This window comes from Modestobacter sp. DSM 44400 (assembly GCF_900107175.1).
Taxonomy (GTDB): domain Bacteria; phylum Actinomycetota; class Actinomycetes; order Mycobacteriales; family Geodermatophilaceae; genus Modestobacter.
This window is the reverse complement of the sequence record NZ_FNOZ01000024.1, coordinates 25,345-49,984: the sequence shown is the minus strand read 5'-3', so window position 1 is coordinate 49,984 and position 24,640 is coordinate 25,345. Positions and strand designations below refer to the sequence as shown.

At 74.0% G+C, this 24,640-nt stretch carries 29 protein-coding genes and 3 pseudogenes; 22 read left to right on the top strand and 10 right to left on the bottom strand.

Annotated elements, in window-relative coordinates; genetic code table 11:
• Nucleotides 1-111: 111 nt before the first annotated feature.
• Nucleotides 112-369, top strand: coding sequence for a hypothetical protein (locus tag BLW04_RS15310; protein WP_091542957.1), 258 nt, complete (start codon nt 112-114; stop codon nt 367-369).
• Here the strand turns inward: BLW04_RS15310 and BLW04_RS28530 are convergent.
• From BLW04_RS28530 to BLW04_RS28515, 5 genes and pseudogenes are all read right to left on the bottom strand, one after another.
• The gene (locus BLW04_RS28530) at nt 353-1,141 is read right to left on the bottom strand and encodes a class I SAM-dependent methyltransferase (RefSeq protein ID WP_254781615.1); all 789 of its coding nucleotides are present in this window, start codon (nt 1,139-1,141) and stop codon (nt 353-355) included. The genes BLW04_RS15310 and BLW04_RS28530 overlap by 17 nt on opposite strands.
• A gap of 35 nt (nt 1,142-1,176) precedes the next feature.
• Nucleotides 1,177-1,509: pseudogene (locus BLW04_RS28525) on the bottom strand (ATP-dependent Clp protease proteolytic subunit); the annotation flags it as partial.
• A pseudogene (locus BLW04_RS29670) lies at nt 1,508-1,927 on the bottom strand (GNAT family N-acetyltransferase); the annotation flags it as partial. The pseudogenes BLW04_RS29670 and BLW04_RS28525, both read right to left, overlap by 2 nt.
• Nucleotides 1,928-1,964: 37 nt before the next feature.
• Nucleotides 1,965-2,318 (bottom strand): annotated as a pseudogene (locus BLW04_RS28520) (NUDIX domain-containing protein); the annotation flags it as partial.
• Nucleotides 2,204-2,587 (bottom strand): ArsR/SmtB family transcription factor, encoded by a 384-nt coding sequence (locus tag BLW04_RS28515; RefSeq protein ID WP_254781612.1) that lies wholly within the window; start codon nt 2,585-2,587, stop codon nt 2,204-2,206. The gene BLW04_RS28515 and the pseudogene BLW04_RS28520, both read right to left, overlap by 115 nt.
• Before the next feature lie 138 nt (nt 2,588-2,725).
• On the opposite strand from BLW04_RS28515, the gene BLW04_RS15285 reads away from it, so the two are divergent.
• A complete protein-coding gene (locus BLW04_RS15285; RefSeq protein ID WP_091542953.1) occupies nt 2,726-2,950 on the top strand; it encodes a hypothetical protein in 225 nt (74 codons plus the stop codon).
• Between the two features lie 13 nt (nt 2,951-2,963).
• Here the strand turns inward: BLW04_RS15285 and BLW04_RS15280 are convergent, their stop codons facing one another.
• Nucleotides 2,964-3,350, bottom strand: a complete 387-nt coding sequence (locus tag BLW04_RS15280) for a VOC family protein (protein WP_091542951.1) — start codon at nt 3,348-3,350, stop codon at nt 2,964-2,966.
• A 143-nt stretch (nt 3,351-3,493) separates the two neighbouring features.
• Here BLW04_RS15280 and BLW04_RS15275 point away from each other — a divergent pair, with 143 nt between their 5' ends.
• A complete protein-coding gene (locus BLW04_RS15275) occupies nt 3,494-4,036 on the top strand; it encodes a hypothetical protein (protein WP_091542948.1) in 543 nt (180 codons plus the stop codon).
• 23 nt (nt 4,037-4,059) lie between these two features.
• Here the strand turns inward: BLW04_RS15275 and mftR are convergent, their stop codons facing one another.
• Nucleotides 4,060-4,674 carry a mycofactocin system transcriptional regulator gene (gene mftR, locus BLW04_RS15270; protein WP_091542945.1) on the bottom strand — a complete coding sequence of 205 codons (615 nt, stop codon included), beginning with the start codon at nt 4,672-4,674 and terminating at the stop codon, nt 4,060-4,062.
• Between the two features lie 135 nt (nt 4,675-4,809).
• Here mftR and mftA point away from each other — a divergent pair, with 135 nt between their 5' ends.
• Genes mftA through mftC form a run of 3 tightly spaced genes read left to right on the top strand, consistent with a single transcriptional unit; the run spans nt 4,810 to nt 6,496 of the window.
• Nucleotides 4,810-4,929, top strand: a complete 120-nt coding sequence (gene mftA, locus BLW04_RS15265) for a mycofactocin precursor MftA (protein ID WP_091542943.1) — start codon at nt 4,810-4,812, stop codon at nt 4,927-4,929.
• Complete coding sequence (mftB, locus tag BLW04_RS15260; protein WP_254781610.1) at nt 4,914-5,267, top strand: mycofactocin biosynthesis chaperone MftB; 354 nt, start codon at nt 4,914-4,916, stop codon at nt 5,265-5,267. The genes mftA and mftB overlap by 16 nt, the downstream gene beginning before the upstream one ends.
• Complete coding sequence (mftC, locus tag BLW04_RS15255; protein WP_091542940.1) at nt 5,264-6,496, top strand: mycofactocin radical SAM maturase; 1,233 nt, start codon at nt 5,264-5,266, stop codon at nt 6,494-6,496. The genes mftB and mftC overlap by 4 nt, the downstream gene beginning before the upstream one ends.
• Nucleotides 6,497-6,526: 30 nt before the next feature.
• On the opposite strand, the gene BLW04_RS15250 is transcribed toward mftC, so the two are convergent.
• On the bottom strand, nt 6,527-6,895 hold the full coding sequence (locus BLW04_RS15250) for a type II toxin-antitoxin system VapC family toxin (RefSeq protein ID WP_091542937.1): 369 nt from the start codon (nt 6,893-6,895) through the stop codon (nt 6,527-6,529).
• On the bottom strand, nt 6,892-7,137 hold the full coding sequence (locus BLW04_RS15245) for an AbrB/MazE/SpoVT family DNA-binding domain-containing protein (RefSeq protein WP_091542936.1): 246 nt from the start codon (nt 7,135-7,137) through the stop codon (nt 6,892-6,894). Before BLW04_RS15245 ends, BLW04_RS15250 begins: the two co-directional genes overlap by 4 nt.
• Before the next feature lie 562 nt (nt 7,138-7,699).
• Here BLW04_RS15245 and BLW04_RS28510 point away from each other — a divergent pair.
• From BLW04_RS28510 to BLW04_RS15170, 15 genes are all read left to right on the top strand, one after another.
• The gene (locus tag BLW04_RS28510) at nt 7,700-8,185 is read left to right on the top strand and encodes a diguanylate cyclase domain-containing protein (protein ID WP_254781608.1); all 486 of its coding nucleotides are present in this window, start codon (nt 7,700-7,702) and stop codon (nt 8,183-8,185) included.
• Complete coding sequence (locus tag BLW04_RS28505) at nt 8,137-8,301, top strand: hypothetical protein (protein WP_254781606.1); 165 nt, start codon at nt 8,137-8,139, stop codon at nt 8,299-8,301. The genes BLW04_RS28510 and BLW04_RS28505 overlap by 49 nt, the downstream gene beginning before the upstream one ends.
• The gene (gene mftE / locus BLW04_RS15235) at nt 8,298-8,996 is read left to right on the top strand and encodes a mycofactocin biosynthesis peptidyl-dipeptidase MftE (protein WP_254781604.1); all 699 of its coding nucleotides are present in this window, start codon (nt 8,298-8,300) and stop codon (nt 8,994-8,996) included. Before BLW04_RS28505 ends, mftE begins: the two co-directional genes overlap by 4 nt.
• A 150-nt stretch (nt 8,997-9,146) precedes the next feature.
• A complete protein-coding gene (locus BLW04_RS15230; RefSeq protein ID WP_091542932.1) occupies nt 9,147-9,407 on the top strand; it encodes a hypothetical protein in 261 nt (86 codons plus the stop codon).
• A 413-nt stretch (nt 9,408-9,820) separates the two neighbouring features.
• Entirely contained in the window at nt 9,821-10,072 is a 252-nt protein-coding gene (locus tag BLW04_RS15225; protein WP_091542930.1) for a type B 50S ribosomal protein L31, read from the top strand.
• A gap of 107 nt (nt 10,073-10,179) precedes the next feature.
• The gene (locus BLW04_RS15220; protein WP_091542927.1) at nt 10,180-10,509 is read left to right on the top strand and encodes a putative quinol monooxygenase; all 330 of its coding nucleotides are present in this window, start codon (nt 10,180-10,182) and stop codon (nt 10,507-10,509) included.
• A gap of 26 nt (nt 10,510-10,535) precedes the next feature.
• The gene (locus BLW04_RS15215; RefSeq protein ID WP_091542925.1) at nt 10,536-11,291 is read left to right on the top strand and encodes an SDR family oxidoreductase; all 756 of its coding nucleotides are present in this window, start codon (nt 10,536-10,538) and stop codon (nt 11,289-11,291) included.
• A gap of 424 nt (nt 11,292-11,715) precedes the next feature.
• Nucleotides 11,716-13,200, top strand: a complete 1,485-nt coding sequence (locus BLW04_RS15205; RefSeq protein WP_091542922.1) for a purine-cytosine permease family protein — start codon at nt 11,716-11,718, stop codon at nt 13,198-13,200.
• Nucleotides 13,197-13,733 carry a cysteine hydrolase family protein gene (locus BLW04_RS15200; RefSeq protein WP_091542920.1) on the top strand — a complete coding sequence of 179 codons (537 nt, stop codon included), beginning with the start codon at nt 13,197-13,199 and terminating at the stop codon, nt 13,731-13,733. The genes BLW04_RS15205 and BLW04_RS15200 overlap by 4 nt, the downstream gene beginning before the upstream one ends.
• A complete protein-coding gene (gene mftF, locus BLW04_RS15195; RefSeq protein ID WP_091542919.1) occupies nt 13,730-15,157 on the top strand; it encodes a mycofactocin biosynthesis glycosyltransferase MftF in 1,428 nt (475 codons plus the stop codon). The genes BLW04_RS15200 and mftF overlap by 4 nt, the downstream gene beginning before the upstream one ends.
• Before the next feature lie 359 nt (nt 15,158-15,516).
• On the top strand, nt 15,517-15,717 hold the full coding sequence (locus BLW04_RS15190; RefSeq protein ID WP_091542917.1) for a hypothetical protein: 201 nt from the start codon (nt 15,517-15,519) through the stop codon (nt 15,715-15,717).
• Nucleotides 15,714-18,815 (top strand): FAD-binding and (Fe-S)-binding domain-containing protein, encoded by a 3,102-nt coding sequence (locus BLW04_RS15185; protein WP_091542915.1) that lies wholly within the window; start codon nt 15,714-15,716, stop codon nt 18,813-18,815. The genes BLW04_RS15190 and BLW04_RS15185 overlap by 4 nt, the downstream gene beginning before the upstream one ends.
• A 119-nt stretch (nt 18,816-18,934) precedes the next feature.
• Entirely contained in the window at nt 18,935-20,215 is a 1,281-nt protein-coding gene (locus BLW04_RS15180) for a multidrug effflux MFS transporter (protein WP_254781602.1), read from the top strand.
• Between the two features lie 25 nt (nt 20,216-20,240).
• Nucleotides 20,241-21,644: a CoA transferase gene (locus BLW04_RS29325; RefSeq protein ID WP_217631058.1), complete on the top strand. Its 1,404-nt coding sequence runs from the start codon at nt 20,241-20,243 to the stop codon at nt 21,642-21,644.
• A 60-nt stretch (nt 21,645-21,704) separates the two neighbouring features.
• Nucleotides 21,705-23,021, top strand: coding sequence for a sigma-54-dependent transcriptional regulator family protein (locus tag BLW04_RS15170; protein ID WP_091542911.1), 1,317 nt, complete (start codon nt 21,705-21,707; stop codon nt 23,019-23,021).
• Here the strand turns inward: BLW04_RS15170 and BLW04_RS15165 are convergent.
• Nucleotides 23,008-23,667, bottom strand: coding sequence for a hypothetical protein (locus BLW04_RS15165; protein WP_091542908.1), 660 nt, complete (start codon nt 23,665-23,667; stop codon nt 23,008-23,010). The two genes, BLW04_RS15170 and BLW04_RS15165, sit on opposite strands and share 14 nt — an antisense overlap.
• A gap of 552 nt (nt 23,668-24,219) precedes the next feature.
• On the opposite strand from BLW04_RS15165, the gene BLW04_RS25965 reads away from it, so the two are divergent.
• A complete protein-coding gene (locus BLW04_RS25965; RefSeq protein ID WP_139306858.1) occupies nt 24,220-24,606 on the top strand; it encodes a GNAT family N-acetyltransferase in 387 nt (128 codons plus the stop codon).
• Nucleotides 24,607-24,640 lie beyond the last annotated feature (34 nt).

The following is a 24,640-nucleotide window of genomic DNA, read 5'->3' as shown; positions in this document are numbered from 1 at the left end:
CAGTTTCGGGAGCGCGAACGGCCACCTGGCGGCACATTCGTGCTGTCACCCCTGCCCTGCGGAGTTGGCGTGTCCGTGCGCCGAGGACCGGGTCGCCCCTGCTGTCGCCGGGTGGCTCGCCTGGTGCTCCTCAACGAGGCGGCACGACGCTTCGTGCGCCGTTCGGCGGAGCCGGTGCGCCCCGAGCACCGCGACGCCCAGGAGCTGCTGGACCGCACGGGCGGGATGGCCGAGCTGGCCGGCATGCACGCCCGGCTGGCGGAGGTGGTGGCCGGTCGCCCGCGCACGCACGTCGTCCGGGACGGAGACCCCGAGCAGGCCTACCGCGACCTCCTCACCGTGATCGCCGGGGTCAAGCCGCCTTCGTAGGCCGACGGGCGATCACGGCGGTGGTCGTGACCGCCTCCACCAGCGGTCCGGCATGCTGGTCGAGAGCCGTTCCCACAGCGTCGGCGGGCCCGCCGGGTGTCCGGACCTGCAGTGCCCCGGCCGGCAGAGCGCTGCCCAGGTGCCCGATGACCCAGTCGGCGTCGACGTCGTGCTCGGCGCGCCACGTGGCGACCTGCACGTCCAGCCCGAGCTCCTCCAGTGTCCCGACGCGGAGCTGCAGGGCGGCACTGTCGCTGCCGCACGTGGCGCTGACCGGTCCGAAGAACCGCTCGAGCACCTGGCGGACGCTCTGTTGCCACGCAGCAGGGCCCAGCCACATCGGTGGTCCCTGGGTGATCACCGCGATCCTGCCCCCGGGGCGCAGCAGGTCGGCACAGCCGGCCAGGGCTGCCGGCTCGTCCATCCAGTGCAGGGCGTTGCCGATCAGCACCGCGCCCACGCCGACCCGGTCGGTCAGTCGCCGTCGGAGCTCGGGGAGGTCGCGGTCGGTGCCCAGCACGCACAGGATTCCCGGCACGTCGCCAGCGCGAAGTCCGGCCAGCATGCCTGGCTCAGGGTCTAGGGCGAGGACGCCGGCGCAGTGCTCTCGCACCGGGACGGCGAGCTGTCCGGTGCCGCAGCCCAGGTCCACCACGACGTCGTCCGCCCGCAACCCCAGGTGCTCGACCAGTGCCCGGGTCTGGTCCGCGGGCAGGTCACGCCGGTACCGCGCGTAGAGCAGGGCGGTCTCACCCGCGAAGTCAGCAGCCACCGGACCATCCTGACCGCCTGCCATGGCTGGTCGGCTCATCCGCCGGTCACCGGGTTGTCGTCGGCCCCGGGCAGTGCGGCAGCGTGGGTGATCACGCGGTCGATGAAGCCGTACTCGCGCGCTTCCTCGGCGGTGAAGAAGCGGTCGCGGTCGGAGTCGCGCTCGATCTGCTCGACGGTCTGGCCGCGACCGGACGTCAGTACGCTGAACCGGTGGCCGGGACGGCTCGAGATCCGGCACGACGAGGCAGGGACGCCGCTCGTCAAGCCCGTCATGGCGACGCCGGAGCTGCGCGTCTTCGACGACGCCGAGGCCGCCGCTGCTGCCCGACGGGCGGATCCGCACCGGGATGTCGGTGAACCCACACTTCGCGTACACCCGTTGAGCTCGCGGGTCGAAGTCGAAAACCTCGAGGCTGAGCCGGTGCAGTCCGACGGTCGAGAACGCGTAGTCGACCACCAGCTCGGTGATCTCCGTGCCGTACCCACCACCGAACACCGGTGGGCCGGCCAGGGCGATCCGGTAGCTGGCGGCCTGGTTGTGGGTGTCCAGCTCGTTGAGCACCGCTTCGCCGAGGTAGGCGCCGTCGCTGATCCGGATGGCGGCCCGGTCGGCGCGGTCGCGCTGCTGCGGCTTGTGTGCCAGGTAGCTGACGATCGGTTCCCGGGTGAAGCTGGCGTGGGTCCCGGTCAGCCGGAGGGCCTCGGGATCCTGGAGGGCCAGCCAGTACTCGGCCAGCACAGCCGACGTGAGCGGCTCGAGTCGGACTCGGGCTCCCGACAGCACGGGCTGGTCCCGGAACACGTCGTCGGCGATCGCGCGGTCACTCAACCAAGTCGGTCAGTGCCACGCCATCGGGTTCCGGTGCGGCCCAGGGCGACAGCAGCCCGGCGAGGAGAGCCGCGTAGCTGGGGTGGGCCAGCTCCAGGGCCGGAAGGTCATGCTGGCTCACCCAGCGCAACTCGTCGTGCTCCTCGGCGCACCGGTTCACCGGCGTGCCCGTCCAGCGGCGCACCACCCAGATGCCCAGGTGCAGGTCGGCAGCCGCGTCGCGGATGCGGATCAGTGGCTCCGGGTCAACGGTGACCACCTGCACGCCCAGCTCTTCCTTGATCTCCCGCCGCAGAGCGGCCACCTCGGTCTCGCCGCTCTCGACGTGGCCGCCGGGGAAGTCCCAGACGTTCGGGAACCAGTGCCGGGTGGGTGCAGCGCGCCCAGGCCCTCTGGACTGAGCCGGTAGACCCGGTGGGTACCGGCTGCGCGATCGGTGACCAGACCGGCGTCCTTCAGCACCTTGAGGTGCTGCGAGACCGCTGGACGGCTGATCGGCAGTTCGTCGGCGAGTTCCCCGACGGCTCGCGGTCGCTCGGCCAGGCACGCGACGATGGCGCGCCGGGTGGGATCCCCCAGCGCCTCCCAGCCGTCCCGTGCTTGGTAAGCGGCCACGAACGGAGAGCTACTGCTTACGGTGGAGGCAGGTCAAGACGCAGGGGTTCCACGTCGGTCACGACAGGTGCACCACGGCCCGCAACTCCGCCCGGGCGTCGAGGCGTCGATCCGGGACCGCCGGGTACCGCACGCCCCATGCAGATCGACAAGGACCAGATCCTCCAGCTCCTGCGCTCGCAGGGGGACGACGCCAAGGCGCAGCAGGCCGACAAGGAGCTGCCCGGGAAGGTGGACACCGAGGAGCACGCCGGGCTGCTATCGAAACTCGGCCTCGAGCCGATGGACCTGATCAAGAAGCTCGGTGGCGGCGGTGGCGGGGGCGGCGCGATGGGCAAGCTGGGCGGCCTGCTCGGCGGCTGACCCGTCGGATGCGTCAGGCGCGGGACTCGAGGAACTCCAGCCGGTTCCCGAACGGGTCAGCCGAGTAGAACCGGTCGTGACCGGGGAACTCGTCATCCCAGGTGACCGGTGCACCTGCACTCGCCAGCCGGTCGGCCAGGGCCCGCAGGCCCCGGACCCGGACGCCGGGGTGGGCCTTGGTCGCCGGTGCGAACGGCTCCTCGACCCCGAGGTGCACCTCCAGACCGCCGCCGCGGAACCAGCAACCGCCCCGGGCGGCCAGCACGGGTGGCTTGGTCAGCTCGGTCATCCCGAGCAGCCCGCCCCAGAACGCGCGGCACGCGTCCTCCGCGCCGCGGGGGACGGCCAGCTGCACGTGGTGCAGCGGCTGGAGCTCGAAGGTCGTCGCGGCATCCGGCATCCCTGCTTCCTACCCGATCCGGACAGGTTCGTCTCGGGACGGGTGGGCGTGCCGGACCCCGGGTAGAGCCGGACGACGGCGGCGCTCCGGCGCCGTGGACAGACCTGATCGGCCCGATCCCCACCGCTCTGAGGAGAAACCCGATGGCCCGCAACACCGTGTCCCGTTCCCTGCACGACGTCGGCCTGGCGGCCTGGTTCGGCGGCACGCTCGCCAACGCCGTCGCCCTGAACGCCGCAGCGGCCGAGGCGGGCAGCGACGCCAGGACCGGCGCCGTCGCCAACGCCGGCTGGGACCGGTGGACGCCGGTCAACGCCGCCGCCATCGCCGCCCACCTGGTTGGCAGCGTCGGCCAGCTGCGCGGCAACCGCGGCCGCGTGGCGCAGCAGGAGGGCGTGGCCGGGATGTCGGCACTGAAGACCGTCCTCACCGCCGCCGCGCTGGGCGTCACCGCGTACAGCCGGGTGCTCGGCCAGAAGGTGTCGCAGGGCGGTGCCACGCCGTCGAAGCGGGGCACCAAGCCCTCCAAGCGGGCACGCGCGGACATCGCCGCCGCCCAGAGCCAGCTCGACGCCCTGCAGTGGGTCGTCCCCGCGCTCACCGGCGCGCTCGTCGCTGTCAGCTCCTACGCCGGCGAGCAGCAGCGCCCGTCCGAGGTCGCCCGCGGAATCGCGCAGAAGAGCTGACCCGCTGGTGCGGCCGGCTGAGGTCAGCGCACGGCCGGCCGCGCCGGCCGCAGGGACGGGAACCCGGCGGCGAGCTCGTCGAAGGCATCGTGCAGGGCCCAGGCCAGCGGGAGGCGGCCGTCGGCGAGCCACACCTCGAACGCCGTCGTCGCCGCGGCCCGCGTACTGGTCGCGACCAGGCGGGGCACCAGTGCGCCGGCCGACGCGCCGGTCCGCCGGGCGACGTGGTCGGCTACCGCGCGGTCGACCGCGGCGTACCGGACCTGGGAGTGGGCCTGCAGCGCCGGCTCGGTGAAGATCAGGCGCAGGCGCTGGCGCAGCATCGGCAGGTCGTCGGTGGCGTAGTCGTTGACCTCGACGTAGGCGCGGCAGATCGAGGTGAGCACGGGCTGGTGGTCGCCGGCCGCGGCCAGCAGGACCTCCAGTCGGTTGACGTGCGCGGTGAAGTCGCCCCACACCGCGTCGGCCTTTGTGGCGAAGTAGCGGAAGAACGTCCGCCGGCTGATGCCTGCGGCGTCGGCCACCGCGTCGGTGGTCACCTCGTCGAACCCCTCCGAGGTGAACAGGTCCAGGGCGGCCCGCTCGATCCGCAGCCGGGTCTCCCCGCGCGGATCGGCTACGACCGTCGTCTCGGACACGGGACCATCCTCCCTCGTCCGGGGCGACCGGTGACCGGCGACACGATCGCCGCCGGATCGTCGCTTGCCGGTGGCACTCGGTGTCACTAGCGTCGCCTCCGTCCGATCCGTGACCGAGCTCACCCCGGAGGCACCATGCCCGAGACCGCGCAGGACGTCGCCCAGGCCGATCCCGCCGCCCCCGCCGAGGAGGTGCTCGTCGAGGAGTCCCTCGTGGAGGAGGTCTCCATCGACGGCATGTGCGGGGTGTACTGATCGACGCGGCCCTGGTGTCCGGGACGGTGCCCGGAGGACCGCGGGCGGCCGGCCCCGACGTCGCGTTCGACCCCGAACTGCCCTGGCAGCGCTCGCGGTCGGTAGCGCTGCGGCCGGAGCCGTTCGGCGCGCTCGTCTACCACTTCGGCAACCGGAAGTTGTCGTTCCTGAAGTCGCAGACGCTGGTCCGGGTGGTCGAGACCCTCGCCGATCATCCCAGCGCGACCGCCACGCTCGTCGCCTGTGACGTGCCGGAGGCGCAGCGCCCGGCCTACGTCAAGGCGCTGGCCGACCTCTCCCGCTCCTCGATGATCGAGCTCCGGAAGGCACCCGCATGACCGCCGTCCTGCCGTCCCGCCCCGCCCGCGAGCGTCCCGTGGGTGGCCGCCTCATCGACCAGTTCGAGTTCGGCCTGGACGCCCCCATCTGCCTGACCTGGGAGCTCACCTACGCCTGCAACCTGGCGTGCGTGCACTGCCTGTCCTCATCCGGACGACGTGACCCCCGCGAGCTGTCGACTGCGGAGGCCGAAGCGGTCATCGACGAGCTGCAGCGGATGCAGGTCTTCTACGTCAACGTCGGCGGCGGCGAGCCCACAGTCCGACCCGATTTCTGGCACCTGCTCGATTACGCGATCGGCCACGACGTCGGGGTCAAGTTCTCCACCAACGGCATCAAGCTGGACAAGGCCCGGGCCCAGCAGTTGGCCCGCACCGACTACGTCGACGTGCAGATCTCCCTGGACGGCGCGACCGCCGAGGTCAACGACGCCGTCCGCGGCACCGGGTCCTTCGCCACCGCGACCCGGGCGCTTTCGAACCTGGCCGAGGCCGGGATGCGGGACTTCAAGGTGTCCGTCGTCGTCACCCGGGAGAACGCCGGGCAGCTGGATGAGTTCAGGGCGCTCACCGACTCCTACGGGGCCCAGCTGCGCATCACCCGCTTCCGCCCCTCGGGTCGCGGCGCCGACGTCTGGGACCGGCTGCACCCCACCCAGGCCCAGCAGCGTGACCTCTACCAGTGGCTGCTGGCCAACGGCGACCAGGTGCTCACCGGCGACTCCTTCTTCCACCTGTCGGCCCTCGGTGAAGCGCTGCCCGGGCTGAACCTGTGCGGCGCGGGCCGCGTGGTGTGCCTGATCGACCCGGTGGGCGACGTCTACGCATGCCCGTTCGCCATCCACGAGAACTTCCTGGCCGGCAACGTGCGCAGCGAGGGCGGCTTCCAGCGGGTGTGGCAGCACAGCGAGCTGTTCGCCGACCTGCGCAACCCCCAGACCGGCGGCGCGTGCACCAAGTGCCAGCACTTCGACTCCTGCCGGGGTGGCTGCATGGCGGCCAAGTTCTTCACCGGCCTGCCGCTGGACGGGCCCGACCCCGAGTGCGTGCAGGGCTACGGCGAGACCGCCCTGGCGGCCCGCGACCTGGCGCTGGCTCCGCCGAAGAGCCACCTCGACCACTCCCACTCCGGGCCGGTCCGTGGCCAGCCCACGTTGCTGGGCATGCCGGCGCTTCCGCCGGCAAAGGCCTGCGACGAGTCGCCGCTGGCCGGACTGGACCTCAGGTAGACCACCACGAGCGCCGCCGACTGCTCCGGGTCAGCGGATCTGGCGCACCAGGTCGGATTCGCCCCAGGCCCGATCGGCGGTCCACACGACGGCCGCGAGGCGCCGTCCGGTGGCCAGGCAGATCCGGTCGGCGAGCGACAGCCCGGAGTTCCGGCGCCACAGGGCGGCTGCGGCTTCCGCGTCCTCGCGGGTCACCGGCTCCACGGTCAGCTGATAGCTCAGTAGCAGCGCACGAGAGCTGGGCCAGTCGCCGTCGAGGCGCAGGACCTTCTGAGCCGTCTCCGACCAGTTCGCGGCGCTGCAGACCGCCGGTTCACCGACCAGTACCTCCTCGACCCGGTCGGCCCCGAACCCGCCCTGGAGGAAGCAGAGCAGCGCGGAACTGTCGAACAGGTTCATCCGGCGTCTTCGACGGCGGCCGCTGCGCGGCGTTCGCTGAGAAGTTCATCGACCAGTTCTGCTCCGGCGAGATCCTCGCGGACAAGACGCTTGAGCTCCTCGCGCGTCATCACCAGGAAGCCGCGCGGGGTCTCGACGAGTGCGAGTGGCGCGCCCGCGACCAGGTGCATGTGCTCCCGCAGCTCGGCGGGTATGACCAGCCGGCCGCGGTCTCCGAGCACCACCGGGTACGTCCCACTCATCGAGCCAGCGTACCACCGCGGATGTCCTAGTGGGACGGGCGACGGTCAACGGAGCGGTGCCACCAGCCCGGTGGCGTCCGAGCCGAGCAGTGCGGGCAGCAGGTCGGCCGAGGTGAGGACGGCGAGGAAGACGACGAGGACGGCGACGGTCAGCACGGGGGACCTCCGGGGTGGGCGAGACCCCAGCGTCGCCCGGCCGCCTGCCACCGGGCCAGGAGTCGGCTGTGCGCTCTCCCAGTCCGAGCCTCTCCGAAGGGGAACGCCACCGGGGCCCGGGTGCAGGAGGTGGGCCTCCACGCACGCCGATCTGGACAGGGTGATCCGCTTCCTCTGCGACCAGGCCGTGCGCCTGCGGCCCGACGGGCGCAAGCTGCCCGAGGCGGTCTGGCAGCGCAGACCACGGCATCGTGCGGACCTGCCTGGCCGCGCCCGCCGCCCTCGTGCTGCTGTGCTGGTGGTGGGGCGGCGGACAGTTCGCCGCCGTCCCCACCTTCTCCCGCCCGGGGCGCTCCGGAGCGACCACGCTGAGCCTGATGGCCGCTTCGGTAGCGCTCGTGCACCCGTGGACGGCATCACCGAAGCGCACTTCATCTTCTTCGTGATGGTCGGGATCGTCTCGCTCTACCAGCACTGGGCGCCCTTCGGCATCGCACTGCTGGTGGTCACCGTGCACCATGGCGTCATCGGCGCGCTGTACCCGCAGGCGGTCTTCGGGCACACCGGTATGCACGACCCCTGGCTGTGGACCGGGGTGCACGCGGCGTTCGTGCTGGCCGCGGGCCCGACGCACCTGGCCTCCTGGCGGCTCAACGAGGTCCAGGGGCTCAGCGACGCGCTGACCGGCCTGCCCAACCGGACCCTGCTGGAGGAGACCACTGCCCGCGGTCTCCGCACGGGTGCCCCGGTCAGCCTGTTGTTCGTCGACCTCGATGACTTCAAGGAGGTCAACGACAGCCGCGGGCAGGGTGCCGGGACCGGCGGAGGGACGGAGAGGCGCGGATGGACCAGCACCGCCACCTGTCCACCCCGCTGCGCCTGGGCCCGGTGACCGTCGCCAACCGCATCGTCTTCGCCGCGCAGGTGCACCGGATCGGCGACTCCGTGACGTCGCGCCGGGCGTCGGCGGCCACCGTCGAGGGCGAGCGCCTGGAGACGGCGCTGTGAGCGACCGGCTGGCCGACGCGACCTGGCCGGAGCTGACCGGGCGGCCGCTGCTCGTCGTCCCGCTGGGAGCGGTGGAGCAGCACGGCCCCCACCTGCCGCTGGCCACCGACGCGGTGCTGGCGACGGTCGTGGCGGAGTCCGCCGTCCCAGCGCTGGACGGGGCGCTGCTCGCCCCGACGCTGGCCTACGGCGCGAGCGGCGAGCACGAGGACTTCCCGGGCACGGTGTCGATCGGCACCGGGGCGCTCACCGGGCTGCTGGTCGAGTACGGCCGCTCCGCCTGCCGGTGGGCGGGCCGGTTGGTGGTGGTCAACGGCCACGGCGGCAACCTCGACGCGCTGCGGACGGCGGTGCCACTGCTACGCACCGAGGGGCGGGACGTCGCCTGGTTCCCGTGCGGGACGCCCAGTGGTGACGCCCACGCCGGCCGCACCGAGACGTCACTGATGTTGCACGTGGAACCGGACGGGGTGCGCGAGGCGCTGGCGGCGGCGGGCGAGACCACGCCGATCGGCGCGTTGCTGCCCAGACTGCGGGCCGAGGGGGTGCGCGGCGTGACTCCGAACGGGGTGCTCGGCGACCCGGCCGGGGCCTCGGCGGAGGAGGGCGCCGCGCTGCTGGCGGCGATGGTGGCACGGCTGGTCGCCGCCGTTCCGACGTGGCAGATCGACCCGGCCGGGCGCCTGCTGGGCTGATCCACCCCCTCCAGGGCACTGTGCACCGACGGTCGCTCCGGCGACCGCGACGAGGAGAGCAGATGACTGCGCCCGGGCTGTCCGACGATCCCGCCCCCCAGTCGGCCCCTTGCGGATGGACGTCTTCGACGAGGGGACAGTGGGGCCGTCGTGCCGACCGGTGTCGGCGATCTGGCTCTGCTGGTCTCCGGCTGGATGGAGAGCCACTCGCCCGAGGGTGGGCGGGGAGCTCACCTGGCGCTCCGGCAGGCACGGCGGGCGGACGCGGAGCCGCTCGTTGTGCACGTCAGTCAGATCTCCGCTCTCGTCGCCGCCCTCACCGAGGCGTCGCTGCAGCTGACCCAGGACTGGGAGCACAACGGTCGGGAGTACTGGGCAGGGCAACCCGCGCCGGGTGGGACCGGCCCGTAGGACCCCGGGTCCCGAACGCTCGAGGCCGAGCGCGCCGAGGTCGAGCCCGACCGGGACGAGCCTCGGTGGGCGCGCCGCCGGGCCGAGGCGGAGGTGCTCGACGGGGTCCACGACCGCGCTCCGGACGTGCTGGCCGCGGTGCTCGAGGCCGAGGACGACGACGCTGCCGCAGTCTCCCTGGCGCAGGTGCTCGAGACTCCCCGTGGAGCGGGCGGCCGACCTGATCAGGCACCTGCAGTTCCGGGAGCTGACCCGGTCCGCTCGTCGGCGCCAGCACCCCGAGCCGTAGCGCACGGCGCAGGTCGTGCGCCGACGGCGCGGGAACAGAGTGCGGGGCGGGGCGGTTCCGCCAGGTGCCGCGATCAGCCCGCCCCAGTGGGGGCGGACGTCCCGCGAGACCGAGAGGAACCACCATGAGGAACGGCATCCACCCCGACTACCGCACCGTCGTCTTCCGGGACAGCGCCACCGGCGCGACCTACCGGACCCGGTCCACGGTCGCGACGAGCCAAACCATCGAGCTGGACGGCGAGACCCTGCCGATGGTGTCGGTGGAGACCAGCGCCTCCTCGCACCCCTTCTGGACCGGTGACCAGCGCGTGATCGACACCGCGGGCCGGGTCGAGAAGTTCCGCCAGCGCTACGGGACGCGCACGCGCGGCTGACCCCCCGCCGCCAGCTCCGACGCCGCCCGCAGGTCCACCCGGACCTGCGGGCGGCGCCGTGCGTTCCTGGGTCCTACGGTGAGGGCCCGACCCAGGAGGAACCCACCGTGATCTTCATCGTCGTGAAGTGGACGATCCGCCCCGACCGCGCCGACGAGTGGCTGACCCTCGTCGACGACTTCACCCGGGCCACCCGCGCCGAGGAGGGCAACCTCTTCTTCGAGTGGAGCCGCAGCGTGGACGAGGACAACGTGTTCACGCTGGTGGAGGCGTTCCGCGACGCCGATGCCGGCGCCGCGCACGTGCAGACCGACCACTTCCGGACGGCGATCGGCTGGATGGGTGACCTGGTCACCAAGAAGCCGGACATCGTGAACGTCGAGGTGCCGCAGGACGGCTGGGGCGAGATGGGTGAGGTCAGCCCGCCCCAGGGCTGACCCTGCCCGCCGGGCACGATCGGCGCATGACCCCTCCCCGCCCGGTCACGATCGTCACCGGCGGCAGCCGTGGCATCGGCGCCGCCACCGTCGTGCGCCTGGCTCTCGATGGGCACGACGTGGTGGTCGGCTACCGCGTCGACGAGCAAGCCGCGGCCCGGGTCGTCGCGGCGGCGCACGCCGCCGGGGCGCGGGCGGTCGCCGTCCAGGCCGACGTGACCGATGCCGTGGACGTCGACGCGCTCTTCGCCGCGGCGGCCGCCGAGCTCGGCCCGGTCACCGGGCTGGTCGCCAACGCCGGGCTGACCGCGCACCTGGGCGACCTGGCCGACACCCCGGTGGACGTCGTGCGGAGCGTGCTCGACGTCAACCTGCTCGGCGTCGTCCTGTGCGCCCGGCGGGCCGCCCAGGTGATGTCCCGGCGGCGTGGCGGACCCGGCGGGGCCATCGTGACCGTCTCCTCGGCGGCCGCGACGCTGGGCTCGGCGCACGAGTACGTGCACTACGCCGCCGCCAAGGCCGGGGTCGACGCGCTCACGGTCGGGCTGGCGAAGGAACTCGCGGCCGACGGCGTCCGGGTCAACGCCGTCGCGCCGGGGCTCGTGCGCACCGGCATCCACGCCGGCGCCGGCGACCCCGGCCGGCTGGACCGGGCCACCGCCCGGGTGCCGATGGGCCGTCCCGGCGACCCGGCGGAGATCGCCCCGGCGATCGCCTGGCTGCTGTCCCCGCAGGCCGGCTACTGCACCGGCGCGGTGCTGCGGGTCGCCGGTGGGCTGTAGCCCGCAAGTCGCTGGACCCCGTGCCTCGAGGGCCGAGCGCCCAGCGCCGGTGAGCCGGTAGTAGCGGCGCACGCGGCCGGCGTGCACCTCCTCGCGGTCGGGCTCGACGCTGCCTCGGCGACCAGTCGGTCGAGCACGCCGTAGAGGGTGCCGACGCGCAGGGTCACGCGGCCGTCGGACAGCTCCTCCACCTCTCCGACACGCCGTACCCGTGCCGCGACTGGTCGGCCACGGCGCGAGCACGAAGAACGCCGGTTCGGTGAGCGGGCGGGACGCCATGCGCCGGACGCGGCCCCTCGATACCTCGGCTGTCGATGCATCGGCGCACGGAGGTCGGCGACGGCGGCCGTCGTCGTCCCCGGTCGCCGTTAAGGTCCCGCTGCAGCGGGGAGGTACCCGGACCGCGCGAGGAGGACACGGCCAGATGGCGCACACCTACATCGGGGACGCCGGTCCTCCGGCGTCGACCAGCACGTCCCGGGGGTCCGTCGAGACCAACGGCATCAACGTCATTGCCGAGAGCGAGCGCAAGGGCACGCCGCGGTCGCTGTTCTGGCCGTGGTTCGGCGCCAACGTCAGCGTGCTGGGCCTGGGGTACGGCTCGTTCACCCTCGGCTTCGGCATCTCCCTCTGGCAGGCCACGATCGCCGGCGCTGTCGGGATCGTCGTCAGCTTCCTGTTCTGCGGGTTCATCGCCATCGCCGGCAAGCGCGGCTCGGCCCCCACCCTGGTGCTCAGCCGGGCCGCGTTCGGGGTGAACGGCGGCCGGGTGCCCGCCGTCCTGTCGTGGGTGCTGACCGTCGGCTGGGAGACGGTGCTGACCTCGCTGGCGACGCTGGCCACGGCCACCGTCTTCACGCGGCTGGGCTGGGGCGGCGGGACGGCGACGCAGGTGGTCGCGTTGCTGGTGGTCGCGGCGCTGGTGGTCGTCGGCGGCGTCCTCGGCTTCGACCTGATCATGCGCATGCAGGCGGTCATCACCGTGGTCACCGGCGTGCTGACCGTCGCCTACCTGGCCCTGGTGGCCGACGAGATCGACTGGTCGGCGGTCAGCGCGATCCCGGCCGGCTCGACCGCGGTGTTCGTCGGGGCGCTGGTGTTCGTGATGACCGGCTACGGGTTCGGCTGGGTCAACGCCGCCGCCGACTACTCCCGCTACCTGCCGCGCACGGCCTCCACCCGTGGCGTCGTCGGCTGGACGACGTTCGGCTCGGCGCTGGCCCCGGTCGTGCTGCTGGTCGTCGGTCTGCTGCTGGCCGGGTCGTCGCCGGAGCTGTCCGCGGCCATCGGGCTGGACCCGATCGGTGCCCTGGGCAGCCTGCTGCCGACCTGGTTCCTGGTCCCGTTCGCGCTCGTCGCCGTCCTCGGGCTGGTCGGCGGCGCGCTGCTGGACATCTACTCCTCCGGCCTGGCGCTGCTGTCGGCCGGCGTGCGGATCACCAGGCCGGTCGCCGCCGGCGTCGACGGCGTGCTGATGGTGCTGGGCACCATCTGGGTCGTCTTCGTCGCCGAGGGCGACTTCTTCTTCCAGTTCCAGGGCTTCCTCATCACCCTCGGCGTCCCGGTCGCCGCCTGGTGCGGCGTCATGCTCGCCGACCTGCTGCTGCGCCGCCGCGACTACGCCGAGGCGGAGCTCTACGACCCCCGCGGCCGGTACGGCTCGGTGCCGCCGGTGCCGCTGCTGCTCCTGCTCGCCGGCACGGTGCTCGGCTGGGGCCTGGTCACCAACGGCTACGCCGGCTGGCTGGGCTGGCAGGGCTACCTGCTCGGCCCCTTCGGGCTGGGCGGCACGGAAGGCAGCTGGGCCTTCGCGAACCTCGGCGTCCTGGTCGCGCTGCTGGTCGGCTTCGCCGGGACGCTGCTGCTGCGCCGGGGTGCGGTGCGGGCCCAGGAGTCGGGCGCGTCGTGACCGACGGCGTCCTGGTCGTCATCGACGTCCAGCGGGTGTTCGCCGAACCCGGCCAGCCGTGGGCGGCGCCCCGCTTCGCCGAGGTCCACCCGCGGATCCGCCGGCTGGTCGCTGCCTTCGCCGGCCGGGTGGTGCACACCCGGTTCGTCGCCTCGGCGCAGCCGACCGGCGCCTGGGTCGGGTACTACGCGCAGTGGCCGTTCGCCCTGCAGCCGCCTGACGCGCCGCTCTACGAGCTGGTCGACGACCCTGGCGACGACCCGGTGGTCACCACCACCACGTTCGGCAAGTGGGGGGCGGAGCTCGCCGCGCTCGTCGGCACCGGCCCGGTGCTGCTCGCCGGCGCCTCCACCGACTGCTGCGTGCTGTCCACCGCGCTGCCGGCCGCCGACGCCGGGGTCGCCATCCGGGTGGTCACCGACGCCTGCGCCGGCGCCAGCGACGCCGACTCCGACCGGGCGCTGGCGGCGATGGCGCTGTACGCCCCGCTGATCACCCTCACCACGACCAATGCGGTGCTCGCCGGAGGATGACCGTCCCTCTCCCACCGGCGGACCGGCTGCCCGACGGGTTCGCCGTCCGGCTCGACCCGGGCACCCGGCGGCGGGACGGCGGGACGGCGCTGCTCGGCGGCTCGCCGCAGCGGCTGATGCGGCTCGCTCCGGCGGCCCGGCCGCTGCTGACCGGCGACCGGTTGGTGGTCACCGACGCGCGCACCGCCGCACTGGCCGCCCGGCTGCTCGACGCCGGGCTGGCGCATCCGGATCTCCCCCCGGCCGCACCCGCCGACGTCACGGTGGTCATCCCGGTCAAGGACCGGACCGCCGGCCTCGCCCGCCTGCTCGCCGCCCTGCGCGCCGATCCGGGGACGGCGGGCTGCCCGGTCGTGGTCGTCGACGACGGTTCCGCGGAACCGTCCGCGGTGGCCGAGGTGGCCCATGCCTGTGGTGCCGGACTGGTCCGTTACGACTCCGCCCGCGGCCCGGCAGCCGCCCGCAACGCCGGGCTGCGGCGGGTGCGGACCGCCGCGGTCGCCTTCGTCGACTCCGACTGTGTGCCCGTTCCCGGCTGGCTGGACCGGCTGTCCGGGCACCTGGCCGATCCGCGGCTGGCGGTGGTCGCCCCCCGGATCACCGCGCTGGCCGCCGGGGCGCCGGGCTGGGTGGGCCGGTACGAGCAGGTCGCCAGCGCGCTGGACATGGGAGCACAGCCCGCGGCGGTCGCACCGCGCAGCGCCGTCTCCTACCTGCCGAGCGCTGCCCTGCTGGCCCGCCGCAGCGCGCTGGGCGACGGTTTCGACGACGGGATGCCGGTCGCCGAGGACGTCGACCTGGTCTGGCGGCTGGTCGCGGCGGGCTGGCGGGTGCGCTACGAGCCGGCGGCCGAGGTGGCGCACGACCACCGGACGCGGCCGGGGGAGTGGTTGTGCCGACGCGCCTTCTACGGCACCGGCGCCGCGCGGCTCGCCCAGCGCCACGGCGCGGCGGTGGCGCCGATCGTCATCTCGTCGTGGTCCGCGGTCGCCTGGGGACTGGTGCTGGCGCCGTCCCGGCTGGGCCCGCCGGCCGCCGCCGCGGTGCTCGCCGGAGCGACCGCCCGGCTCGCCCGGCGACTCACCCCGGCCGGTGGGCGCCCACCGGCCGGGCTGGCCGCAGGCCTCGTGCTGCGCGGGACGGCGGCCTCCGGCCGGACGCTGGCCCGTGCGGCGACCCGGCACCACTGGCCTCTCACGCTGGCGCTCGCACTGGTCTCCCGGCGCGCGCGGCGGCTGACCGCGGCGGTCGCGGTCGCCGACGCGGCCCTCGCCTGGTGGCCGCGGCGCCGGGCGATCGGGCCGGTCTCGTTCACCGCGGGCCGGCGGCTGGAGGACCTCGGCTACGGCGCCGGGCTGTGGTGGGGAGCGCTGCGGGCCCGCGACGTCCGGGCGCTGCTGCCCGCGGGGCCGGGCAAGGTCTGAACCTGTCGGCGATCACCGACGACAGGCGACGGCGTCCTCGGGCTGCTGCGGCGGCCGCAGGGCGTCGGTGCCCCGGACCGCACCCCTGGGTTCCCGAGCTGGATGAGCGGCCTGGCCTTGCGCGCCTGTGCGAGGGCCGCTGCGGCGCAGGCGGTCGAGGTGCCGAGTGCCATCGCCTGTGTTCCGGTGCGGCGCGGAGCGGAGGAGGCGAGCGGTATGGCATCCGATCCGGCGGGCGGCCGTCGGATTTGCCAGCTCGCCGGAGCCTGGCCGGTTGACGCGACGGGCAGCGGGTAGGCGCCCGGCAGGTTGGCGTCGGTGCCCCGTCCTCGGCGTCCCTGTCGTGGTGAAGGAGTCCTGTGAAGGCGACCGTCGGCGAATCGCTGGTCAAGCGCCGGATCGCGTGGGGGGTGGACACAGGGCCCCCGCATGTCCGGGACGGGGTCGTGGCGCTCGCCGACGCGCTCGCCGCGCCGATCGTCACGTCACTGCCCGGCACCACGTCCTCGAAGGGGTCGGTGCCGATGCCCGCGAAGACCACGTACCAGTTCACCTCATGACCACGGTCGACCTGCCCGGGCCGGTCGTCCGGCCGGCCGACCCGGCCGGCGGCGTCGACGTGAGCGCGCTGGAGCGAGACCTCGCCGCCCGGGTGGACGGCGAGGTCCGGTTCGACGCCGGTTCCCGCGGCGCCTACTCCACCGACGCCTCCAACTACCGCCAGGTGCCGATCGGCGTCGTCGTCCCACGCACGGTCGAGGCAGCGGCCGAGGCGGTCGCAGTGTGCCGGGAACACGGCGCGCCGGTGCTCTCCCGCGGAGGCGGCACCAGCCTGGCGGGGGAATGCACCAACACCGCCGTCGTGCTGGACTTCTCCAAGTACTGCACCAGGCTGGTCTCGGTCGATCCGCAGACGCGGACCTGCGTGGTGGAGCCGGGCATCGTGCTCGACCTGCTCAACGGACAACTGGCCGAGCACGGGCTGGAGTTCGGCCCCAAGCCGGCCACGCACAACCACTGCACCGTCGGAGGGATGATCGGCAACAACTCCTGCGGAGCGACTGCCCAGCGCACCGGCAAGGTCGTGGACAACGTCGTCTCCCTCGACGTGCTGCTCTACGACGGCACCCGGATGACGGTGAGCGCCACCTCCGACGAGGAGTACGCGCGGATCGTGCAGGACGGCGGCCGACGCGGGGAGGTGTACCGGCAGTTGCGGGCACTGCGCGACCGGTACGCCGAGGACGTCCGGCGCGGCTACCCGCGGATCCCCCGACGGGTATCGGGCTACAACCTCGACTCGCTGCTGCCGGAGAAGCAGTTCGACCTCGCCCAGGCCCTGGTCGGCTCGGAGAGCACCTGCGTGGTGGTTCTGCGGGCAACGCTGCGGCTGGTGCCGGTGGTGCCCGCGTACTCGTCGGTGCTGTTGGGGTACCCCGACCTCGGCGCCAGCGGCGATGACGTGCCGGCCGTCGTCGCACACCAGCCCATCGCGCTGGAGGGCTTCGACGACAAGGCGATCCGCTACCAGCGGGTCAAGCACCTCAACCCCGATGCGCTGCGTCTGCTGCCGGAGGGCCCCACGGCATGGCTGCTGGTGCAGTTCGGTGGCGACACCCCAGAGCAGGCGACGGACGCGGCGCAGGCGTTCGGGGAGTCAGCGAAGGCGTTCGACTCTGCCCCGACGGTGACGCTGATCGACGACCCGCAGCACCAGCAGCAGATCTGGGCACTGCGCGAAGCGGCGCTGGGTGCGACCGCGCAGGTGCCGGGTCTGCCCAGCATGTGGTCGGGCTGGGAGGACGCAGCCGTCCCGCCGGACCGGATGGGCGACTACCTGCGCGCCCTGGAGGAGCTCTACGACGAGTTCGGGTACTCGGCGGCGTCGGTCTACGGCCATTTCGGTCAGGGCTGCGTGCACACCCGGATTCCGTTCGACCTGGTGACGGCGGCCGGCATCGCGCGGTTCCGCGAGTTCGTGCAGCGCGCTGCCCGGCTCGTGGTGTCACTCGGCGGATCGCTGTCCGGCGAGCACGGTGACGGTCAATCCCGGGCCGAGTTGCTGCCGATCATGTACGACGACGCGGTGATCCAGGCGTTCGGCCAGTTCAAGGCGATCTTCGATCCGGACGACCGGATGAACCCGGGCAAGGTCACGGCGCCCTACCGGGTCGACGAGAACCTGCGGTTGGGTGCGGACTACTCGCCGCGGAACGTCGAGACCCATTTCGGCTACCCGCACGATGACGGGTCGTTCGACCAGGCGGTCGGGCGTTGTGTGGGTGTGGGCAAGTGCCGGCGGCACGAGAGCGAGGGCAGCGTCATGTGCCCCAGCTACATGGTCACCCACGAGGAGGAGCACTCCACCCGCGGCCGGGCCCGGCTGCTGTTCGAGATGATGCAGGGACACGAGGACTCCCCGATTCCCGACGGCTGGCGCTCCACCGCCGTCCTCGATTCCCTCGACCTGTGCCTGGCCTGCAAGGGCTGCAAGACCGACTGCCCGGTCAACGTGGACATGGCCACCTACAAGGCCGAGTTCCTCTCCCATCACTACGCCGGCCGGCTGCGGCCGGTGGCGCACTACTCGATGGGCTGGCTGCCCCTGTGGGCCAAAATGGCCACAATGGCGCCGAAGGTCGTCAACGCGCTCACCCAGGCGCCGATGCTCTCCCGGCTGGCGACGAGATTGGCCGGCGTGGCACCGGAGCGGGACATCCCGCAGTTCGCCGACCAGACCTTCCAGGCCTGGTATGCCGACCGAGGTCCGCGTGGCACGGGGGCGCGCGGCGAGGTCGTGCTCTGGCCGGACACCTTCAGCAACTCCTTGTCCCCGCACCTGGCCCAGGCCGCCGTGGACGTGCTCGAGGACGCCGGGTGGCGGGTCATCGTCCCGTCCGACGCGTTGTGCTGCGGGCTGACCTGGATCTCCACCGGCCAGCTCGACATCGCCAAGCGGGTGCTGCAGCGCACGGTCGACGTGCTGCGGCCACATCTGCAGGCCGGCACGCTGGTGCTCGGCCTCGAGCCCTCCTGCACCGCCGTCTTCCGTGCCGACGCCGCCGAACTCTTTCCGAACGACCACGATGTGCAGCGGCTGCGGGACCAGACGGTCACCCTGGCCGAGCTGCTGACCGAGCACACCCCGGGCTGGTCTCCGCCGCAGCTGGACCGGCGTGCGCTGGTGCAGACGCACTGCCATCAGCACGCGGTGATGGGCTTCGATCGCGATGTCGAGCTGATGGAACGGATGGGCGTCGACGTCCAGGTGCTCGACTCCGGATGCTGCGGGCTGGCCGGCAACTTCGGCTTCGAGGCAGGCCACTACGACGTCTCCATCGCCTGCGCCGAGCGGGCGCTGCTGCCCGCACTGCGCGACGCGGACGACGACGATGTCGTGCTGGCCGACGGGTTCAGCTGCCGCATTCAGATCGAGCAGGGCGACTCCGGTGGACGGCAGGCGGTGCACCTGGCCGAGATGCTGGCCGCGGCGCTCCACGGTGACCCCGCTGCGCCGGGGGAACACCCGGAGGCCGCCTACTCGGTACGCCCCGCCACGCCCCGCGCGGCGTCGCTGACTGCGCTGGGTGGGGTGGTGGCCGGGGTCGGCGCGCTCGCGTGGGCCGGGCTGCGCGTACTCCGGACGACCAAGCTCTGAGGCCTGCCGAGGGCAAGAACCATCGGCAGGTGGGAATGGGCCGGCTGCACTGCGAGCTTGGGAGCGGTACAGCCGATGGCCAGCGTGGGCCCCGAACCGATGTACGCCCGAGGGGACCCGTGACCACCACCGACGAGCACCGCACCGTCCTGTCCGCCACCGCCGACCGGGTCGCCGAGCCGATCCCGGCCGCAGCCCCGCCCAGCCGACTGCGAACGGCGCTCACCCTGGGCGCGTTCGTCGCGCTCGGGCCGCTGACCATCGACATGTACCTGCCGGCGCTGCCGACGATCACCGACGAGCTGGCCACCACGTCCTCGACGGTCCAGCTCACCCTCACCGGCACGCTGATCGGCCTGGCGCTGGGCCAGTTGGTGCTCGGGCCGCTGTCGGATGCGGTGGGCCGGCGCCGTCCGCTGCTCGCCGGCACGGCGCTGCACGTGCTCGCCTCGCTGCTGGTGCTCCTCGCGCCGAACGTCACGGTCCTCGGGCTGCTGCGACTGGTGCAGGGCGCCGGCGCCGCGGCCGGGGCGGTCATCGCGATCGCCGTCGTCCGCGACCTCTACGACGGCCGTGCCGCGGCGACGATGCTGTCCCGGCTGTTCCTGGTCATCGGTGCGGCCCCCGTGCTCGCCCCCACGCTGGGCGGGGCGGTGCTGGGCTTCACCTCCTGGCGCGGCGTCTTCGCCGTCCTGGCGTTGTACGGGGTGCTGCTGCTCGTCGGCGGTGCGCTCACCCTGCGCGAGACGCTGCCCCCGGAGCGGCGCCGCAGCACCGGCGTGCGCGGCACCCTGCGCAGCTACGGCGAGCTGCTGCACGACCGCACCTTCGTCGGCCTGGTGGCCGTCGCCGGCCTGACCATGGCCGGGCTGTTCAGCTACGTGTCCGGCTCCTCGTTCGTCTACCAGGAGGAGTTCGGGCTCGACGAGCAGCAGTTCGCCCTGTTCTTCGGCGCCGGCGCGGTGTTCCTCATCGGCGCCACCCAGCTCAATCCGGTGCTGCTGCGCCGCTGGCAGCCTCAGCAGCTGCTGCTCTGGGCCACCGTCGCCGGCGCGCTCTCCGGAGGGGTCCTGCTGGTGCTGGCCGCCACCGGCACCGGTGGCCTGTTCGGAGTGGCCGGCCCGCTCTGGGCGGTGCTCGCCGCCTCCGGCGTGGCGCTGCCGAACGCCCCGGCGCTGGCGCTGTCCCGGCACGGGGACGCCGCCGGCACCGCCGCCGCCCTGCTCGGCGCGATCCAGTTCGGGGTCGGCGCCCTGGTCGCGCCGGTCGTCGGGCTGCTGGGCAACGACGCGGTCGCCATGGGCGCGGTGATCGTCTCCGCCCTGGCGCTGGCCATCCTCGCCCTCGTGCTGGTGGTCCGCCCCGGACAGCTGCCCGACGTCGACCCCGAGACAGTCTGACCGCCGGAGGGCCTACGGTCCGGGCGTGACCGGAGCGCCCGCCGAGCCCACTCGCGCCCTGCTGGACCTTGCCTGGGCCTCGCTCGGTGGCGCGCCCGAGCTGCCCCACCACGTCCGGACGACGGGGGACCCAGCCGGGCTGCTGCCCTCCACCCAGCCGGCGCTGCCGGCGATGGTCGCCGCCGTCGGCGCCTCGACCCTGGCCGCCGCCGTGCTGGACGCGGCTCGCTGCGGCTCGGCCGTCCCGCCGGTGGACCTCGACGTCGAGCACGTGGCGATGGCCGCGCGCAGCGAGCGGTACGCGCGCCGCGGCGGCACGGCCGCGACGGACCTCTTCGCGCCGCTGTCCCGGTTCTGGGCCACCGGCGACGGCTGGCTGCGGCTGCACGCCAACTACGCCTGGCACCAGGAACGGGCGCTGCAGGTGCTCGGCTGCGCGGACGACCCGGACGCCGTGGCCGCGGCGGTGCGCACCTGGCGCGGCGCCGACCTCGAGGACGCGCTGGCCGACGCAGGTGGTCTGGGTGCCGCCGTTCGCACCCGGGCCGAATGGCTCGCGCACCCGCAGAGCCGGGCGGTGGCGGCCCGGCCGCTGGCCAGGGCCTGCCCGGGAACCGGGGCGGCGCGCCCGCTCGGGCCGGGCCGGGCGGCCGAGGGCGTTCGGGTGCTCGACCTCACCCGGGTGATCGCCGGACCGGTGGCCACGCGGACGCTGGCCGCCTGGGGCGCGCAGGTGCTCCGGCTGGACAGCCCGCGACTGCCCGAGCTGCCCGCCCATGCCGTGGACACCCTGCCCGGCAAGGCCAGCGCCACCCTCGACCTCGCCGACACCGTCCGGCTGGAGCGGCTCCTCGCCGCCGCCGACGTCGTCGTACAGGGCTACCGGCCCGGTGCGCTGGCCCGCTTCGGGCTGGACGCCGGCTCCCTCGCCGTCCGGCACCCGCACCTCATCGTGGCGACGCTGTCCGCGTGGGGGCCCACCGGGCCGTGGGCCGGGCGGCGAGGGTTCGACTCGCTGGTGCAGTGCGCCACCGGGATCGCCGACGCCGAGGGCTCCGCCGGTGCGCCGGGCGTGCTGCCGGCCCAGGTGCTCGACCACGCCACCGGGTACCTGGCCGCGGCCGCGATCCTGCTCGCCCTGGCCGGGTCGGTGCGTGGCGAGCCGGCCCGGTCGGTGGAGCTGTCGCTGGCCTCGACCGCGCACTGGCTGACCGGCACACCGGGCGGCGGAAGCACCGGTGCCGAACGGCCGCTGGCCCCCGACCAGCACCTCATCTCGCTGTCCGGCGCGGCGCAGGAGGTCCAGGTGATTGCCCCTCCCGGGCACGTCGGGGACCTCCGACCCGTCTGGACGGGAACCACCGACCTGGGCGCCGATCCCGCCGAGTTCCCGGTCGGCTGCGCCCGATTTGCTGGCGCGATCCCGTGACAGCCGTCACGATGGGGCCACGATGACCCTCAGCCCCGGGGAGCCTGCGCCGTGTCGACGATGAACCCGTGGCTCGCGCTGCCCGACGGCGGCCCGAGCCCGGTGCTCACCCGGCGCCTGCGGGCAGCGCACGAAGCGCTCGTCACCCGGGTCGACGCCCCCTCGGGGAGCCGCGTGCGGTCGGTCGTGTGGGACTCCTGGCGGCGCTCGCTGGGCAGCGGCGTCGACCCGGACGGCGCCCCGCCCCCGGTCGACCTGCTCGACGACGACCTCGCCGCCTATCGGGCGGCCCACCCGCTCGCCGCGGTCATGCCGGTGATCCGCGGGCTGCTGGTGGCCGACGCCGAGGTCGACCAGATGATCGTCGCGGTCACCGACGCCGCGGGTCGGATGCTCTGGGTGGAGGGGGACGCCCGGCTGCGGGACCGGGCCGCCGGGATGCACTTCGTGGAGGGCGCCTCCTGGGGTGAGGACGTCGCGGGGACCAACGCGCCGGGCACCGCGCTGGCGCTCGACCACGCCGTCCAGATCTACGGTAGCGAGCACTACCGCCGTCCGGTCCAGCCGTGGAGCTGCTCGGCCGCTCCGGTGCACGATCCGCTCACCGGCGCCCTGCTCGGCGCCATCGACGTCACCGGCGGCGACCACGTGGCCAGCCCGTACGTGCTCACCCTGGTGCGGGCCACCGCCGCCGCCGCGGAGTCCGAGCTCCGCTGGCTGCACCGCGACCAGGGGTCGCGCCGCGGCCGGCCGCCGGTCGCCGAGCGCCGCGCCGTTCCGGTGCTGGAGGTGCTGGGCCGCGACCGGGCCCGGCTGACCACGGCCGCCGGCGCGCAGGAGCTGTCGCTGCGGCACTCGGAGCTGCTCGTGCTGCTGGCCGAGGCGGCGGCCACGGGGGAGGGGCGGACGGCGGAGCAGCTGGCAGTCGAGTGCCACGCCGGGGACGCCGCGGCGGTGACGGTGCGCGCCGAGCTGTCCCGGCTGCGCCGGCTGGTGGGCGACGAGCTGGTCGGCTCGCGGCCCTACCGGCTGCTCGGGCCCGTGCAGACCGACGCGGAGGAGGTGCGCCGGCTGGTCGCCCGCGGTGCGCTGAGCTCGGCGCTGGACCGGTACCGGGGTGCGCTGCTGCCCGGCTCGACGGCCCCCGGCGTCCGGGCGGCCCGGGCGCGGCTGGCCGGCCTGGTCCGGTCGGCGGTGCTGGTCAGCGGGCGTCCCGACCTGCTGGTCCGTTACAGCGAGCTGCCCGAGGCGGCCGACGATCTGGCCGTCTGGCAGGCCTGCCTGGCCCTGCTGCCGGCCGGCGCGTCCCGGCGGACGGTCGCCGCGGCGCAGGCGCAGCGGCTGCGGTGCGCTCGCCGGGGCGTCAGCCGCCGATGACCACGGCCTCGGAGGTGCCCACCTGCACGAAGCGGACGGCGCCGGTCCGGGAGTCCAGCACCTGCTCCTCCATCCAGAACACGTAGGGCGTCCCGTCCGTCAGGCCGGTCATGGTGAGGGTGATCGGCACGCAGCCCCCGGGCTGGGCGACCGTCTGCTGCAGCGGCGCGGGCTGCACGCCGGTCACGAGCACCTGGCTCACCGCCGACACCCGGTAGCCCTGTACCGCAGGGGAGCTGTCGGCCATCCAGGTGACGGTGGCCGACCCGGCGCCCGGAACGGTCCCCGGGACGATCCGGCGAGGTGAGCTGTAGCCGCCGCAGCTCGCGGTCGGCGGGGTGTAGCTGGGCGCGGTGCCGACGGCGGCCATCGGCATGGGGACGCGGTTGACCCGGGTGGGCCGCGGCGGCTGCGGGACCTGTAGCCCACCGGTCGCAACGGGCGCGACCGGCAGGTCGGGGTAGACGGTGGCCGGGCGGGGGGCGGCATCGGTCCAGGGCGTGGCGGGCGTGGCGGGCATGGCGGCCGTGGCCGCGGTGACCTGGACCGGCGGGGTGGCGGGCGTGCACGCCGACAGCAGCGCGATGGCGGACATGGCAAGGGCGAGCCCGCCCCGGCGTCCGTGCAGTGCACCGGTGCTGGCCATGCACTCTCCTCCGCTCGATCGCCGGTCCCCTCACAACGTCGGCATCCGGAGCGCCGGACTTGACCCGGACGCCGCACTCCCGGTGCCGACCGCCCTCGACCGAGACCACCGCCGCGGTCGGCGGGTGCCCCGGCGGGACGCGGCCATGATGAAGGCGTGGACCTCGCCGATGCTGAACGGAGCGTGCACGGACGTGCGCGGCTCGCCTGCGCAGCCGCTTCCGCATCGGATCTACCGGGCGACTTCCGAGCATGGCAGGTCGACGGGCTCCGCGTGGTGGCGACGACGTCGCCGCAGCTGAGCTTCCTCAACGCGGTGACCGGGTTCGGCGCGGCCTCTGCATCGGGACTCCCCGCTGTGCTCGACGGGCTCCACGCCGCTGGCCTGCCGTCGCCCAGTGTGGTGACGGGTCCGCTGACGCCGCGGCTGGCAGAACGGCTACGTGCGTTGGGCTTCTCGGACGGGGGACGACGGCCGATCGCCTGGGTGGATCTGACTTCGATCGCCGACCGTCCGAGCGAGCCGAGCCCGGGCCGTCCCACCGTGATCGAGATGCGCTCCGCCGACGAGCGGATGGCGTTCCTCGATGTGTTGATCGCCGGGTATGCGACACCGGTCGAGGTCCAACGGTTCCTGCGGGCGGAGCACTCTGCCGGCGCCGTCCGCTGCTTCACGGCATGGGCCGACGGGAAGCCGGTCGGAGCGGCGGCCATGTCCGTGCACGGGCGGACGGCGGTCCTCGGCGGAGCCGCGACCCTGCCGCACCACCGTGGCTGCGGCGTCCAGGCAGCTCTTCTGGGGCACCGGCTGCGGGCCGCCCGCTGTGCCGGTGCGGTGGCGGCCACGGCGACCGCCGCACCGGGATCGCCCAGTGCACGCAACCTCGTGCGGAGCGGCTTCCACCTCGAGCCAAGGACCGGATGGAACCGGCCGGCGTAGGACGGTCGGTGACCAGCGCTGCCGTGCCGTGCTG

Bases quoted from the DNA above. Each gene is read 5' to 3' on its own strand.
- BLW04_RS15170 (WP_091542911.1), top strand. From the start codon at position 21,705: ATGAACCCGTGGCTCGCGCTGCCCGACGGCGGCCCGAGCCCGGTGCTC.
- BLW04_RS15225 (WP_091542930.1), top strand. From the start codon at position 9,821: ATGAGGAACGGCATCCACCCCGACTACCGCACCGTCGTCTTCCGGGAC.
- mftA (WP_091542943.1), top strand. From the start codon at position 4,810: ATGCCCGAGACCGCGCAGGACGTCGCCCAGGCCGATCCCGCCGCCCCC.
- BLW04_RS15250 (WP_091542937.1), bottom strand. From the start codon at position 6,895: ATGAACCTGTTCGACAGTTCCGCGCTGCTCTGCTTCCTCCAGGGCGGG.
- BLW04_RS15215 (WP_091542925.1), top strand. From the start codon at position 10,536: ATGACCCCTCCCCGCCCGGTCACGATCGTCACCGGCGGCAGCCGTGGC.
- BLW04_RS15185 (WP_091542915.1), top strand. From the start codon at position 15,714: ATGACCACGGTCGACCTGCCCGGGCCGGTCGTCCGGCCGGCCGACCCG.
- BLW04_RS15285 (WP_091542953.1), top strand. From the start codon at position 2,726: ATGCAGATCGACAAGGACCAGATCCTCCAGCTCCTGCGCTCGCAGGGG.
- BLW04_RS15275 (WP_091542948.1), top strand. From the start codon at position 3,494: ATGGCCCGCAACACCGTGTCCCGTTCCCTGCACGACGTCGGCCTGGCG.
- mftC (WP_091542940.1), top strand. From the start codon at position 5,264: ATGACCGCCGTCCTGCCGTCCCGCCCCGCCCGCGAGCGTCCCGTGGGT.
- BLW04_RS15245 (WP_091542936.1), bottom strand. From the start codon at position 7,137: ATGAGTGGGACGTACCCGGTGGTGCTCGGAGACCGCGGCCGGCTGGTC.
- BLW04_RS25965 (WP_139306858.1), top strand. From the start codon at position 24,220: ATGCGCTCCGCCGACGAGCGGATGGCGTTCCTCGATGTGTTGATCGCC.
- mftF (WP_091542919.1), top strand. From the start codon at position 13,730: ATGACCGTCCCTCTCCCACCGGCGGACCGGCTGCCCGACGGGTTCGCC.
- BLW04_RS15205 (WP_091542922.1), top strand. From the start codon at position 11,716: ATGGCGCACACCTACATCGGGGACGCCGGTCCTCCGGCGTCGACCAGC.
- BLW04_RS15165 (WP_091542908.1), bottom strand. From the start codon at position 23,667: ATGGCCAGCACCGGTGCACTGCACGGACGCCGGGGCGGGCTCGCCCTT.
- BLW04_RS15280 (WP_091542951.1), bottom strand. From the start codon at position 3,350: ATGCCGGATGCCGCGACGACCTTCGAGCTCCAGCCGCTGCACCACGTG.
- BLW04_RS28505 (WP_254781606.1), top strand. From the start codon at position 8,137: ATGGACCAGCACCGCCACCTGTCCACCCCGCTGCGCCTGGGCCCGGTG.